General features: G+C 59.0%; 11 protein-coding genes and 2 pseudogenes. 9 read left to right on the forward strand and 4 right to left on the reverse strand.

Going from position 1 to position 14,926, the window contains the following annotated elements; all coding sequences use genetic code 11:
* Position 1 precedes the first annotated feature (1 nt).
* Positions 2–1,117 (forward strand): CaiB/BaiF CoA transferase family protein, encoded by a 1,116-nt coding sequence (locus tag ACYVI2_RS05040; RefSeq protein ID WP_415819570.1) that lies wholly within the window; start codon positions 2–4, stop codon positions 1,115–1,117.
* Between the two features lie 116 nt (positions 1,118–1,233).
* Here the strand turns inward: ACYVI2_RS05040 and ACYVI2_RS05045 are convergent, their stop codons facing one another.
* Together ACYVI2_RS05045 and ACYVI2_RS05050 are read right to left on the reverse strand one after the other, a co-directional pair.
* Positions 1,234–2,289, reverse strand: a complete 1,056-nt coding sequence (locus ACYVI2_RS05045) for an Ldh family oxidoreductase (protein WP_415819571.1) — start codon at positions 2,287–2,289, stop codon at positions 1,234–1,236.
* Between the two features lie 10 nt (positions 2,290–2,299).
* Complete coding sequence (locus tag ACYVI2_RS05050; protein ID WP_415819572.1) at positions 2,300–3,820, reverse strand: DASS family sodium-coupled anion symporter; 1,521 nt, start codon at positions 3,818–3,820, stop codon at positions 2,300–2,302.
* Between the two features lie 341 nt (positions 3,821–4,161).
* Between ACYVI2_RS05050 and ACYVI2_RS05055 the strand changes: the two genes are divergently transcribed.
* The 7 genes and pseudogenes from ACYVI2_RS05055 to ACYVI2_RS05085 all read left to right on the forward strand — a co-directional run bounded on the left by ACYVI2_RS05055 (position 4,162) and on the right by ACYVI2_RS05085 (position 11,908).
* A complete protein-coding gene (locus tag ACYVI2_RS05055; protein ID WP_460490271.1) occupies positions 4,162–4,872 on the forward strand; it encodes a class I SAM-dependent methyltransferase in 711 nt (236 codons plus the stop codon).
* A gap of 329 nt (positions 4,873–5,201) precedes the next feature.
* Positions 5,202–6,428 carry a Hint domain-containing protein gene (locus ACYVI2_RS05060; RefSeq protein ID WP_415819574.1) on the forward strand — a complete coding sequence of 409 codons (1,227 nt, stop codon included), beginning with the start codon at positions 5,202–5,204 and terminating at the stop codon, positions 6,426–6,428.
* Positions 6,429–6,551: 123 nt separating this feature from the next.
* Positions 6,552–7,064 carry a sigma-70 family RNA polymerase sigma factor gene (locus ACYVI2_RS05065; protein ID WP_415819583.1) on the forward strand — a complete coding sequence of 171 codons (513 nt, stop codon included), beginning with the start codon at positions 6,552–6,554 and terminating at the stop codon, positions 7,062–7,064.
* Between the two features lie 4 nt (positions 7,065–7,068).
* Positions 7,069–7,245, forward strand: a pseudogene (locus ACYVI2_RS05070) (DUF4880 domain-containing protein); the annotation flags it as partial.
* A 120-nt stretch (positions 7,246–7,365) separates the two neighbouring features.
* On the forward strand, positions 7,366–8,082 hold the full coding sequence (locus ACYVI2_RS05075) for a FecR domain-containing protein (protein WP_415819584.1): 717 nt from the start codon (positions 7,366–7,368) through the stop codon (positions 8,080–8,082).
* A 104-nt stretch (positions 8,083–8,186) separates the two neighbouring features.
* Positions 8,187–10,715 (forward strand): TonB-dependent siderophore receptor, encoded by a 2,529-nt coding sequence (locus ACYVI2_RS05080; RefSeq protein WP_415819575.1) that lies wholly within the window; start codon positions 8,187–8,189, stop codon positions 10,713–10,715.
* Complete coding sequence (locus ACYVI2_RS05085; protein WP_415819576.1) at positions 10,715–11,908, forward strand: PepSY-associated TM helix domain-containing protein; 1,194 nt, start codon at positions 10,715–10,717, stop codon at positions 11,906–11,908. The genes ACYVI2_RS05080 and ACYVI2_RS05085 overlap by 1 nt, the downstream gene beginning before the upstream one ends.
* A gap of 152 nt (positions 11,909–12,060) precedes the next feature.
* On the opposite strand, the gene ACYVI2_RS05090 is transcribed toward ACYVI2_RS05085, so the two are convergent.
* Together ACYVI2_RS05090 and ACYVI2_RS05095 are read right to left on the reverse strand one after the other, a co-directional pair.
* Positions 12,061–12,945, reverse strand: a complete 885-nt coding sequence (locus ACYVI2_RS05090) for a Hint domain-containing protein (RefSeq protein ID WP_415819577.1) — start codon at positions 12,943–12,945, stop codon at positions 12,061–12,063.
* A gap of 759 nt (positions 12,946–13,704) precedes the next feature.
* Positions 13,705–14,253: a lipocalin family protein gene (locus tag ACYVI2_RS05095; protein WP_415819578.1), complete on the reverse strand. Its 549-nt coding sequence runs from the start codon at positions 14,251–14,253 to the stop codon at positions 13,705–13,707.
* 398 nt (positions 14,254–14,651) lie between these two features.
* Between ACYVI2_RS05095 and ACYVI2_RS05100 the strand changes: the two are divergent.
* Positions 14,652–14,874, forward strand: a pseudogene (locus tag ACYVI2_RS05100) (IS66 family transposase); the annotation flags it as partial.
* Between the last annotated feature and the right edge of the window lie 52 nt (positions 14,875–14,926).

Consider the following 14,926-nt stretch of genomic DNA (forward strand, 5'->3'; position numbering starts at 1 on the left):
TATGCAAAACAGCAGCAACGGTCCGCTTGATGGCATTCGTGTCATCGAGATGGCGGGCTTCGGTCCCGCGCCATTTTGCGCCATGATGCTTGCCGACATGGGCGCCGACGTGGTGCGAATCGAACGTGCCAATGCTCCAGCGCGGGGAATTCCCATCCCGCCCACATTCGAAGTCCTGAATCGCAGCCGCCGGTCGGTAGCATTGGATCTCAAGACAGAGACTGGCGTGGCAACACTGCTGCGCCTGGTGGACAAAGCGGATATGCTGATTGAAGGTTTCCGCCCCGGTGTGATGGAACGGCTGTCCATCGGACCACAGGACTGCCTGGCCCGCAATCCGGCACTGGTCTATGGCCGCGTCACGGGCTTCGGCCAAACCGGACCGATGGCCAACGTCGCGGGACATGACCTGAATTACATTGCCCTGACGGGAGCGTTACACGCCATCGGCCAGCCGGATGGCGATCCTGTCGTGCCACTGAACTTGATCGGTGACTTTGGTGGCGGCGGCATGTTGCTATTAGCAGGCATGTTGGCAGCTCATATCGAGTCCCTGCATTCCGGCAAGGGCCAGGTCGTCGACGCCGCCATGGTCGACGGCGTCAATCTGCTGATGGCTAGTACGTATGGTTTACGCGCTGCGGGCGTGTGGCGTGACGCGCGCGGATCAAATCTGTTGGACGGCGCAGCGCCATGGTATGGCGTTTATCGCACCTGTGATCAACGCTATGTGTCCTTCGCCGCCGTCGAGCCTCGTTTCTATGAAGAACTGATTCGGCGTCTGGGTTTGGATCCGGAGACATTGCCGCCCCGCAACGATCATGCCGCGTGGCCACGGTTGCGTCAGGTAATCGCCGACGCGGTAGCGGCCATGACGTTGGCCGAGATCGAACAGCGCTTGGCGGACAGTGATGCCTGTTACGCGCCGGTGCTGTCCATGGCCGAGGCCCCACACCATCCGCAGATGCAGGCGCGTGGCAGCTTTGTTCAGGTGGATGGCGTCGTGCAACCGGCGCCGGCGCCGCGGTTCAGCCGCACACCTGCCAGCGTACGCAGTGCGCCGCCTGCTCCTGGGCAACATACCGAGGAAGTCCTGAATGATTGGCTGCGTGAATAGTCGACACAACGGTTGGTCAGCCTGACGCTATGCAGCTACGTTGCCGCGATCGACGTATACAAGAACAGCGTCACGTCGATCGCACCAAGACCGCCTGGGATCAGAACAGAGGCAACTCAGTCCGCCGATGCCGGCAGTGACACGTTGAGCTCGCCGCCCAACTTTGCCAAGCTGTCCCAAATCGCGGGAGCAAACTCGATCTGATGCTTATTCCGCGCGCGATTCGCGGCCTCGTATTCACCCGGATACTGCACGGCATCCACACCCGGCTGCGGCTTGCATGCATGCAGATAGTCGATAAAAGCGCCGACCTCCTGAATGCGCCAATCCGCTTGAAAACCCACACGGGCATCGAGCAGCAACGCGAACATATTGTTCATCGCTGCACCTTTGCGCGGACGAGCCGGCTGTATAGTGCCGCCACCCGACAGTACGCCGGCCAACAGCTCGGCCACCAGGCCCATCGCATAACCTTTGTGCCCGCCAAAGGGCAGCAACGCCCCGGGAGGATCGGTAAACAACGCATTAGGGTCCGTAGTCGGATTCCCTTGCGCATCGATCAGCGATCCCTCCGGTGCCTGCTGGCCATTTGCAGCCAACACGCGCGCCTTGTTCACGGCAATCGAGCTCGTCGCCATGTCCACCAGGAAAGGCGGGCGGCCATCTGGCAGCGGGCCCGCAAAGCACAAGGGATTCGTCGTCATGCAAGCCTGCGCTCCGCCGAACGGCGCTACGGTAGGCTCACGGTTGATCACGTTGGTGAACGCCAGCAGGATAAAGCCGTCGTGCGCGGCCATTTCACCGTAAAAACCCATGCGGCCCAGATGATGGCTATTGCGCAGCGTCACAATGCATTGACCGTGTTCGCGCGTGCGCTCCAAGGCTTGCTGCATGATCACCTTGCCCACGTGCTGGCCCAGGCCTTGATTGCCTTCAAAAGCCAGCATGGGCCCATGGTCGTACATCACCGTGGGACGCGCCGAGCCGTTGGCCAGTCCCTTTTCCAGTACCTTGCGGTAATTCGGCAGAATGGACAGGCCATGGCTGGTATAGCCAACACGGTCTGACTCCACCAGATGCTCGGCCACATTGGCGGCGATGTCGTCGGGTATGCCTTGCGCCTGCAACAGCGCGGTGCCATAAGCGATGGCGTCTTCGATACGTATCTTCATCGCAGCATCCTCACATCCAGCCCAGCCAGCGCCAGTACGTTGCAGCCATCACCAACATCAACCCGAAACCCACGATCGTGACGCCGATACCGACCTTGGCAAACTGTTTGGCGGTAAAGGTTTCCGTACCCAGGCAGACCATATTCTGCGGTGCGTTGATGGGCAGCATGAAGCCGTAGCTCACCACGAAACCCAGCAGCATCGTCATGCCCAGGCGGTTGAAATCGCCCGGCAAGGTTTGCAGCACCGAGATCAAAATCGGCAACATGGCGGACGTCAACGCCGTCGCGCTGGCAAAACCCAGGTGAATCAGAATCAGGAAAACACCCAGGATCGCAAAGATACCCACGGATCCGACTTTATCCAGGCCGGTATTGGCCACCACCTGAGAGCCCAGCCATTGGCCGGCCTGCGTGGTCAATAGTGCGGTGCCCAGGCTGATGCCCACCCCGAACACAATCACCGTACCCCACGGAATACGCGACTGCACGTCTTTCCATGTCATGACGCCGATACGCGGCAGCATCAGCAACACCAAACCAAAATACGTCGTCGACGTGGTATCGAAACTGTGCAGTTTTCCTTCGGTTGACCAGCAGAGCAGCAACAGGACCGATACGATCATCAGCCGCTTTTGCGGCCCCGTCATGGGTCCGAGATCACGCAGCGATTGCTCGACGGCTTCCTTGCCGCCCTGGACTGCGTCCGTTTCGGGGGGCAACAGTTTCAGCACGAGGACCACGAGAAACGCCGACATGATGATGGCCCACGGCGCACCGGCGATCAGCCAGTCGGACCAGGCCACACGCTGGCCCAGCATCTTGTCCATAAAGCCCACCGTCAGCAGGTTCTGTGCGGCGGCAGTTTGAATGCCGACGTTCCAGATACTGGTGGCCTGCGCCACGATGATCATGATGCCGGCGGCAATATGCGAGCGCTTTTCCACGCCAAACGCAGCGATGACCCCCATCATGATCGGCACCACGCAAGCACTGCGCGCCGTCGCAGAAGGCACCACCAGGCTGAGCACAATCGTGACCGCAATCGCGCCCATCATGATGCGGCGCGTGCTGGTCCCGACTTTAGATAAGGTGACCAGTGCGATCCGTTTATCCAAGCCGGTAAACGTCATGGCAGCGGCGATGAATAACGCGCCAGCCACCAGGGCGAGTGCAGAATTTGAAAACCCCGTCAACGCCATCGTGATAGCCCGAGAGGTACCGTATAGGACGCTGGGGTCCTGCACCGTCGGAGCAGTACCCAATAAAAACGCCATCAAGGTTGTAATCATGATGGCGCTGGCTTCGTACGACACGGCCTCGGTGATCCATACCACCACCGCAAACACCAGGATGGCCAACATGCGATGCCCTGCCACGGGCAGTGCGTCAGACATCGGCATAAACAGGACAGCGAGCATGGCAATCACCCCGGCGATCAAGCCAATGGGGATTTTTGCTTTGCTGGGGGGACTGGCGGGCGGGGCCGCGGATGAAGCGGGTTTAACGGGAACAGCGACAGGCTCAGACATGCCTTTCTCCGGTAACCAAGATGGGGGTCGAATGCAACCGGAGCTGTTCGCGAATAGCGCCGCGAATAACAACGGGTCGCAGGCAACACGAGAACATTCTATAACAATGTAACGGAGGAACGAGAAACACTACTCCACTTTTGCACAAGATTATTGCGAAATATCAATACCAAACCACGTAATCAATTTCCTTCGTGATAATCGACGCCGATCACGAACGGCGAGGCCCCTACCCCTGTCCTATTCGCTCATTTCTGGCCGAGACAAGCCCATCTATGCACGAGAGTTTCAGGCATTCTTGGCTTACGCTTGTACGACATGCAGTACGGACGGAAACCACAGTGCAGCCACACCTGATCAAAAAACCCTACCACCCGGTGGTCCTCGATATCTTGCAAAGGCAGCCGGCTCGCGCGGTCCTGGATGCTCCATGCGGCCATGGGTGGCTGGGACATGAATTCTCCCGACTTCAGCCGGATTTGCAGATCGACGGTTTGGGGTTGTGGGAATACCCGGTGGAGGTGCCTGCCTATGGGATGGTCCGTGAACACGATCTGGACGAGCCCTTGCCCAAGATGCCCCGCGAATACGATGCGGTAGTTTGCTGCGAAGCCATTCATTTGCTCACCAACCCAGGATCTGCCCTGAAAGGCTTTCGCGATGTGCTGCGGCCCGGCGGCAAATTGATTGTCACCACGCCGAATTCATGGCACGTCAGATCGCGAGGACAGTTCTTCTTGCGAGGATTTCACTCAGGGTTCAGCCCGATGTATGGCAAAAAGCGGGGCGACTACATCACGCATTTTCCATTTTCATTTCCCCAACTGCACCTGGTGCTCAGCACTTCAGGATTTCGGCAAATTGAACTGCACGAGGTCGACGAACCGAAGCCAAAGCGACTCGTTGAACGCCTATTGGGCTGGCCGGCGGCGACCTACTGCCGCCGCAAGGCCGCTCACGCTGCAGATGCCGACGAAGCCCACTATTGGGAACAGGCGGGCAGCCCGCAATCGATTTACGGGCGATGGCTTGTGGTAAGCGCCGAGCGGTAATGAAGCCATGTCCAGCGTGAGGCTGGTATCGATCCCGTCTGGCACAGCAGTGATAACCCCGGGTTCGGTGTGGTGTTTCGTTTACTGGAGTACGCGCGGAGCCTCGTTCTTGAGGTCGTTAGCGCGACTCTCTCAATGTCATATATAGAATAAATTTGTAAAAAAATAAAATATAATTGCCTCACGAGCATCTGTTGTAATCAAGCCCTAATGATTGTTTCAATTAGTTATAGACTCTCCTCGGCGGGCACGGCTTTAGAACTCGAGTGACAACCCGGCGACGTGGACGCTGATGCTACGTCCCTGCCACTAATAAGGCGCAATAAAAAATGGCGAGTTTCTTTTTCGATCTGAAGGCTGCCGACGCGACGGTCGATCAGACCAATGCAGATCCGGGTATTAACAGCGCCACCCTGCTCCCCGGTCCTCATACGCTGACCGTCGACGGCGTGGATCTGACAGTGTCGGTCCCGCTGTTTATGTTTCCGACGACGGGCGCGACTGTGGTCGTGACCAACGGCGCGACCCTGGACACGCCAGACTTGTTGTTTGCTACCACCGGTGCCGATCAGATACCGGGCAAGCTGGTGATCGATGGGACCTCCTCGGCTACGGTGAATCAGTTTACGGGTCCTGTACCTAATGGCGGTACCGTGAAGTTAAATGTGGAGTTCGGCGGCGATGGTGATGGTAGTTTCACATACGTGAGTTCCGGCATCACGAGCCCTATCACGATAAATGGCATGAGCGCGGGGGATTCTATTCATGTGCCCGGCGCCGCCTTTATGCAGTTCAGCTACGATCCGACATCCGAGACGGGCACAGTTCATTTCGTAAGCGGCGCCTTGCCGGTAACGATGTCGTTCCAGGGCATGCCGTCGAGCGTAGGAGCCGTCATTGCTGACGATCCGCAAAGCTATTTCACCAACGGCGATTTTGTGATGCCGGTCTGCTTTCTGAAAGGGTCGCGCTTACGTACACCACGCGGCAGCGTCGCTATCGAGGCATTGCAACCTGGTGATCAAGTCCTGGGCCAATCCGGATGGCGCACCGTGAAATGGATAGGCTGGCGCAAGTACCGTGTCGCGCTACTGCGCACCGATGACGAGCGTGCCGCGACCCTGCCTATCAGGATCAGGCAGCACGCCTTTGCCGCGAATATGCCGGACGCCGATCTGCTGGTGTCGCCCTGGCACCATCTATGGCTGGACGGCGTGCTGGTACGCGCGAAGTGTCTCGTCAATGGCAGCACCATCGTGCAAGAGCCACGCACGGAATGGGTGGAGTACTACCACGTGGAATTGGATCAGTTCGACGTGGTGATCGCACATGGCGTGTATTCCGAATCGTGGGCTGACGGTGGCAATCGAGATTTTTTCCAGAACGTGCCTGTGTCCGAACTGCGGCCGCAAGATCGCAAACGTCGTCGCGCTGATCGTCCTGGATTTACGGTGTTGCGCGACTACGATGCGGAGAAGGCGCTCCAGGAAAAATATGCCGTTCGTGCGATGAGCCTGCCGAGCTTTGAAGCGCCCATCGCCGTTGCGAACGGATAGTGTCTTTCCCTGACGGTTGTAGACGCACATGACTCGTGCGAGACGGGGCTGCCGAATCGATTAAGTCGAGTATGTATAATGAGATCAATTCTCATTTTATTTCATCCTCCCCTGCTCCACCCCATGCCCGCCCAGGACCAACCTATTACCGATGATTTGGCCGGGCTGTATGTCGAGCACAGCACGTGGCTTCAAGGCTGGCTGCGCAGGCGCGTAGGCGACACGTTCGCGGCAGCCGACCTGGCGCAGGACACTTTTCTGAGCCTGTTGGACCGCAAGACTGCGGCTATCGAGATCCGGGAGCCGCGTCCGTTCCTGGCAACAGTCGCCCGTCGGCTCCTCGCGCACCGCCACCGCCGGCAGTTGCTCGAAACCGCTTACCTCGAGGCCCTCGCCTGCCTGCCGGAAGAAGTAGCCCCCTCGCCGGAAGCGCGGCTGATGGCCGTCGAGAGCCTGCAGCAGATCGACCGCGTGCTCGATGGCCTACCTCCCAAGGTGCGGGAAGCCTTTCTGCTGGCACACTTGGTCGAACTGAGCTACGCCGAGATCGCCGAGCGGTTGGGGACCTCGACCAGTTCGGTAAAGCAATATCTGACCAGGGCCAACCGCGAATGCATGTTCGCGCTGGCGGTCTGACCTCATGGCCTCCCATAGCGACACATTGACCCTGCCCAGTGGCCGGACCATCAGTCGGGCTACTGCGGATGCTGCTGCGGACTGGCTCACCCTGCTGATGTCCGGAGAGGTTGGCGATGAGCAGCAACGCCAATGGCGTCAATGGCGCCAGGCGCATGTCGACCATGAAGCCGCCTGGCAGCACGTCGAGTCCGTCACGGGCCGGATGAAATCGTTGGAGCGCGCTCCGGCTTACGCGGCCCTGTCGTCCTACAGCGCGAGCGACCGGCCGTCCTCCACCGCCCGCCGAAGGGCCACCCGAATGCTACTGTGGGGTGGATTAGCCACCGGCGTCGGGCTCCTCGCTTCTCGCTCCGGCACCTGGCAGGCCAGCGTGGCCGATTACCGCAGCAGCACCGGCGAGCAACGCGACTTCACACTGGATGACGGCACCCGGCTGACGCTCAACACGGATAGCGCGGTGAATCTGCGCTTCGATGCAAACCAACGCCGCATCCTATTGGTGGCGGGCGAGATCATGATTACCACTCGCCACGAACCAGGCCTGGCCGATCCGCGGCCGCTGCTGGTGACGACCGCCGAAGGCAGCATCCGTTCGCTGGGCACCCGTTTCACTGTACGACAGCGCACCGGGCGGACCAGTGTTGCGGTTCTGGAAAGCGCAGTGGAAATCTCCCCCTGGGCCGAGTCCGGCAGTGCCCGTCTGCTACAAGCCGGTCAACAGACCGAGTTCAGCCGCAACGCGGTCGAAGCGCCGCGCTCGATCGACGACCGAGCGGATGCGTGGGTGCGAGGTCAATTGGTGGCTGACGAGCAGCGGCTTGACGACTTTCTGGCTGAACTGGATCGCTACCGGCCGGGCATCCTGCGCGTAGATCCCCAAATCGCGGGTCTACGTCTTTCGGGGGTCTTCCCCTTGGCCGACACCGACCGCATCCTGGCCACGCTGCCCAGCGTGCTGCCGGTACGCGTGCAGCGGCGTACCCGTTTCTGGGCGACGGTCGTACCGGCTGATTAAGGCCTAGGGAAAAAACTTTTCGCATCGACTGCCCGATCGGCGTTTTCGCGGCACCTACCTTATGAGGGACCGGAATTTTCGGAGGTCCAATCAAGAGGAAGAACATGCCGAACCCGCACCGCGCCCACGATTCGGAGCGCCCACATTTATCTGCTGTTGCGCTTGCCTCGCTAGCGCTGACTGTCGCCCTCGCAGCCGGCGCACCGGCCCTCGTGCATGCTCAAAGCGCCACCGGTGCTGCCGAGACCGCCGTGGCCGACTTCAGTATTGCCGCCGGGCCGCTGGCTCCCGCGTTACGTCAGTTAGCCAGCACGGCCAACATCATGTTGACCTTCACCGCCGAGCAGACCGAGCGCAAACGCACGGCCGGCGTGAATGGCCGGCATCCACCCGCCCGCGCGCTGGCCCTATTGCTCGCCGGCAGCGGCCTTCGGGCCGAGCAACTGGACAATGGCGCGTTTGTGCTGCGTGTCGACCCTACGCGGACATCCGAGGCGTCCGACGCCGCCACGCTGCCCGTGGTCACGGTGACCGGCGCGACTGCCGCCAACGCCACGACCGAGGGCACGGACTCGTACACCACCGGCAGTATGAGCACAGCGACCCGGCTCAACCTGTCCATGCGCGAGACGCCGCAGTCGGTCACCGTCATTACCAGCGAACTCATCAAGGATCAGAACCTGCAGACGATCAACGACGTGGTGCAAGCTGCACCCGGCCTGACGTACCGTCGTTTCGGGCCGGAGCGCGCTTCGTTTTATGCGCGTGGCATGTACGTGGACAACATCATGTTCGACGGCCTGCCCGTGAGCCTGGACAGCTCTAATCTGTCACAGGACCTGTTGTCCACCGATATGGCGATCTATGACCGCGTGGAGATCGTGCGTGGTGCCACTGGACTGGTGCAGGGCGCAGGCAATCCATCGGCCGCCATCAACCTGGTGCGCAAGCGGCCGACCGATGTGCCACAGGTATCCGCCGACGTGAGCGCTGGCAGCTGGGACCACTATCGAGCCGAGTTGGACGCCTCCGGTCCGCTATCGGAGGACGGCAGTCTGCGCGGCCGCGCGGTGATTGCCACTCAGGACTACGGAAGCTACAAGCGCGGCGAAGACAGCAGTGGCCAGACGTTCTACGGGATTCTGGAGAAGGATCTGAGCGCCTCCACCACGCTCACGCTCAGCGCGCTGCATCAGGAGAGCCGGCTGCATGGCAATGGCTTCACCGGTTTGCCCGTGGCCCGCGACGGCAGTGATCTGGATCTGCCTCGATCCACATCGTATGCCAATGACTGGGAACATTGGAACAAGAACACCACCTCGGCATTCGTGGGGCTCGACCACCGATTCGACAACGGCTGGCGTACGCATCTCTCGGCCTATTACGCGCAGGCCGAGGTCGACATGCTGGGCCATTACCTCAATTACAACGTCACCACCGACAAATACCGTCAATTAGGTGCGCGTAACGCCCATAAGGAAAAGCAGAGCAGCGTGGACCTCTATGCCAACGGCCCATTTGAACTGCTAGGCCGTACTCATGAGCTGGTCCTAGGCGCCAGCTACCGTGATGTCGATTTCGACGGCAACAGCCGCCAAGGCGTAGTGCTGTACGACGATCTCGATCTCTACGACTTCGACCCGAGCGCCGTTGCCAACCCCAACATCCCGCTGCGGGACTGGATGGACGCCAATGTCACCCAGCAAAGCTTATACGCCACGACGCGTCTCAATGTGACGGATCGGCTAAAGCTGATATTGGGCGGGCGGTTGGACTGGTTCGACTACAACGACACCGTCAACACCTATTCGAGCTTCACCTCCAACACGCCATCCGCCAGTGCGCATAACCGCTACAGCATCAATAACCAACTGACAAAGTACGCCGGCATTGTCTACGACCTGAACGACCAGCACTCGCTCTACGCCAGCTACACCGACATTTTCAAGCCTCAAAACTACATGGATGCCAGCAACAATCTGCTGGATCCAGTGATCGGTGAAAACTACGAAATCGGCATCAAGGGCGAATACTTCGATGGCGCGCTGAATGCTTCGGCAGCATTGTTCCGCATGGACCAGAAAAACCGTGCCTTCCGCAGCACCGATCAGACCCAGTGCGCTGGCTACCCGACCGTCACCTGCTATTCGACCGCTGGCAAGGTGCGCAGCCAGGGTGTGGAATTTGAGGTGCAGGGCGCCATCACCCCAAATTGGCAGGTGAGTCTCGGCTACACGGTAGCCATCGCGCGCTATCGCAGGGATGCGAATGCCGACAATGTGGGCGAGCTATTCGATACCGACACGCCGCGCCACCTGTTCAAGCTGTCGACGATGTATAGACTGTCCGGCGCCCTGCAAGGCTGGCGCATCGGCGGCTCGGTCTACCGCCAAGGCCCCATCTACAACGAGGGCACCACGAGTGGTGTGCCCTATCGCATCAGCCAAAGCGCCTACACCTTGGCCGACTTGGTGGTGGGCTGGCAGGCCACACCGAAGCTGGACATGCAGCTCAACATCAACAACGTCTTCGACAAGAAGTACTACAACGCGCTGTCCGGCAATGTGAGTTTTCCGAGTAATGTCTATGGCGAGCCGCGCAGCGTGACGCTGACGGCGCGCTACCAGTTCTGATGCGCGGCGCGCTGGTAGTGCTGCACCGCTGGTGCGGCCTGTTCATCGCTGCTTTCCTGTTCATCGCCGGCCTGACCGGCGCGGTGATCGCCTGGAATCACGAACTCGACGAGTGGGCCAATCCCGACCTGTACGTGGCCGCCTCCGGTGAGACGGATAACCCGCTTTCTCCTTTGGAGTTGGCACGCCGGGTCGAGGCGGCTGATCCGCGCCTGCGAGTCAGCTTTGTGCCACTGACGCTCGAGTCTGGCCATACTGCGATGCTGGGCGTCGCTGCGCACATAGATCCCGTCACAGGCGCGCCGTACCGCCTCGGCTTTAACCAACTGGCCGTGGACCCGGCCACCGGCCAAATCCAAGGGAAGCGGCAGTGGGGCCAGATATCGCTGTCGCGCGAGAACCTGCTGCCCTTTCTCTACAAGCTGCACTACACCATGCACATCCCCAAAGGCTGGGGAATCGACTTCGGAGTGTGGCTGATGGGGGTGGTATCGGCGGTCTGGATTATCGACTGTTTTCTGGCGCTCTGTATCTCGTTTCCCAGTGCACGCAGCTGGCGTAAGTCACTGAGCTTCCGGCTGCGTCAGGGCGGCGCCAAGCTCAACTTCGATATCCACCGCTCCGGAGGCGTATGGGTGTGGGGTCTGCTGCTGATGCTGGCCCTGACCTCGGTGTCGCTCAATCTGGGAACGCAAGTGATGCGGCCGCTGGTGTCGATGTTCTCGACCCTGACGCCCACGCCATTCCAGTCGCGCCAAGGCAATCGCGAGCGCGAACTGGCCGATCCGCTGGTGAACCGACAGCAAGCTATCGCGACAGCCGAGGCCGAGGGCCATCGCCGCGGCTGGGCCGCTCCTGCCGGGTCCCTCTTCTATGCACAGCGCTTCGGCATCTATGGCGTGACGTTCTTCACGCCGGAAAATGACGGGGATGAAAACGGCATGGGGAATGAGGTGCTCTACCTGGACGCAGACACGGGTGCGATCCTCGACCAAATGGTGCCGGGCCAAGGCACTGCGGGCGATGTCTTCATGCAGGCGCAGTTGCCACTGCACTCCGGCCGGCTGCTGGGCACGCCGGGACGCGTATTGATATCGCTCACGGGGATTTTTGTTGCGGCGCTGAGCGTGACCGGCGTAGTGATATGGGCGCGCAAGCGTCGGGCGCGGACGGCGACTAAGTCGCGGTCATAGGTGCCGACGAACAGCTGTTGCCATCGTATTCAGGCTGCAGCTGTTCGGGTCCCACCGGATCATCGAAAGACCGCAGTGCCAGATCGCCGCTCGCAGACACCAACAACCTGCTTTAAGGTCGTGAGCGTCTGGTCGCGGTGCATATTGAGGAGTTATGCGGCTTTCTTGACTGCGGCGGGTGCACGCTCTTTCACGGCGTCCTGGATCAGCTTCAACAGATGGGCATTCTTGTCACCCGGACGGACAACCTGAAATCCAGGGCGCGAAGCTCGGCGTCGTTCTCTTTCTTCCGGTCGCAGCGCGGCGACGTCCACGTTCTCGAAGAAATCTCTATTGCCACCGTCGGCCCACGACTCCGAGTACATACCATGTGCCTCGATGACATCGAATTGCTCAAGCTCGATATGCAGGTAGTGGACCTCATCAATTGAGGAATCTTGATAGACGTTAATGCCATTCACCAGGTCCATCGCACGCACAAGAATGTTGTCGACATAGAGGTGATGCCACGGAGACACGGATAGCTGTGTCGACGGAACCCCATCACCTATTGCGCCTTTCATGATGCGGACGGGATAGTTCTGCAGCCTGGCGCTGCCTTTCCATTGAGATATTTCTTTAAACGAGCGCTTGCCTATCCATTTGATCGGCGCAGGCCCAGACCGCGTATTGACGAGGTCTCCCTCTTTGAGGCTCTCAATAGGCACCCTCCCTTGAGGCGTCTCGATCAACGTACCGCGCGTAAAACATACAGCGTTGTCGTAAACGTGACGTACCGCTTCGATCGCTTGATCGAAATCCGATTTCGCGTCTACATCGGTGCTGTATTTCTGGGAAGTATTGTTCGTGATGTTCGTAATCGCGTTCTCGATGGCATTACGAATTTGCGCTTGCTCTGTATCGTCGAGCGCCTTGGACTCTTCGGCGACCGCTTTCAGGCGCTCCAGTTGGTTGAGATCGGATTCGTAGCTCGATTGGCTGTTGATGTTGTTCTGAACTGAATTGATACGGCCTTGCAGGCCGTTTAAATCTGCCATTTTTTGATACTACTGTAGAAAAATTTGATAAAGAAAAAACTTCCGCGCACGCATCTTCGCTCGGCGACAGAGGCATGGAAATGCCGTCTCGCCAAGAGCGTGTTTTATTCAGAAGGAGTGTCGTTCTGCGACTGATGTGAACGAGCGGCGAGTGTAAATTCAAATCCGAGGTAAACGTCGCGTATGACTGCACACTTTGCAATCCTTGACTTATTCGACGTCTCGTACTGCGCGTCGACTTGTCATGCAGGGCTCGCGCGTGACTTCATGAACGAAGTCCGTTTAACGCACTAAGTTTGCAATTCTTGAGTTGGTTGCGTTCCTGAGCCGCATGTAAGATTGAGCCCTGAGCGATCAGTTCACGCTCATGCTGCACAAATCAGGAGATGGCGATGGAGTCTTTCTACCATCAAACACTTAAGCCTTTATCAGAATCCGAACTACGCGCTCGGCGCGCTGTCGCTGCCGGACGGCAGTTGATCAACCCCACTCCCGCTCCGAGTCAGGCGACATCCGCCGAACACGAGCTACGGGAATACATGCAGGAATTGGGATTGCGACTCGCGAGCAGAGCGCCCAGGAGAATTTGAAAAACGAACTAGAAGAACAGCGCTGCGCGCTTGCTCGCTATTGACCGCCTACGGGCGGCTTTCTTTTGGTCGAGCAAGTCTTCAATCTTCTTGTTTGCACGAACGCGGTAGCTTTTTGGCTTGCATTGCGATTCGATCTGGCAATCGCCGCGTTGCCACGGAGATCCTGCTAACTCGATTCGTTCTTGGTGCGAACTACCTTATCCACATCAAACCCCAGCGTTCTGGCGTGGTCAAGCAATCGACGAACGGTCCCGTCATCAGCACGGCGTTCCCGGGATAGCACCCACAGGTACTTTCGATCTGGCGTGCCGACCAGCGAATACTGGTAGTTTCCTTCCAATCGCATGATCCAGTAATCACCCCAGACCATGGGCAGCCATGATGTCCATTTCGGTGCGAAGCGTACCTCCAGTCGCGCCGGATCTGGCGGATCAAACGCTGTCGCCAATCGTCCTTCGCCCTGAGCGACTTTCGTCATTCCGTCGCTGGTACGACACTGGTTCACGACTTCGATCGATCCGTTGGCGAGAAGGGTGTAATCGGCCCGGACATCGCCTGCGCAATCCTCCTGGAAGCGATTTGGTAACCGCGCCTGCTCGTACCACGTTCCCGCGTACTTCTGCAGATTGACGTCAGTCTGCGTAGGCAAGTTGTGCGTCTGCGTCGCACAGCCGGCGAATACTGCAAGCAGCGGCACAGCAATCAAAAGCCTCATGGCGGGCTCCTAATGAATATTGTGAGCGTAACGGAGTGACCAGAATAGCTATTTGCTCGCCATTCGAGGCCGACTCATTCCCATCGCGAGCAGAGGTACTCCTCCAATGAGCATACCGGCACCTAACAACATAAATGTGAGATTGCTCACGGATAGCCCAATGATGCCAAAGGTCACCGCGCACATGAGCAGCGGCAACGCTGCGGTGATGTATCCGTTCATTGTGATGGGTCCCAAAGCTCTAATGCAGATGAGGGCTATATTACCTGGAGTTGCAGACAAAAAGGACGGACCGGTTAACCCGTCCGCCCCTGTCTGTCACCATGTAAGACTTGCCAATTTGGTGTTAACGTCCGGGCACAACCCATCTTGAAACGGTAGGACGTATCTAAGAGCATATCATCGACAAGTGGATGGCCACCACTGGCTTGGTGGCTCACGTATTGGTGGCCAAGTACGCCGACCATCTACCGCTATACCGGCAAGAGGCGATCGTCGCACATCGCGTGATGCATGCCGACGAAACGCCGGTGCAGACTCCAGCCTGGCAACAAGAAGACTCATCGCGCCTATCTCTGGGCATATGCACCTGGTGTCTTTGACTGTAAGCGTCCGGCCATCCCATATTGACACGCCCGCATAAGCGGGCGTTGCTGTTTATGGTGTTTGCGGT

The organism is Bordetella tumbae (genome assembly GCF_054780995.1).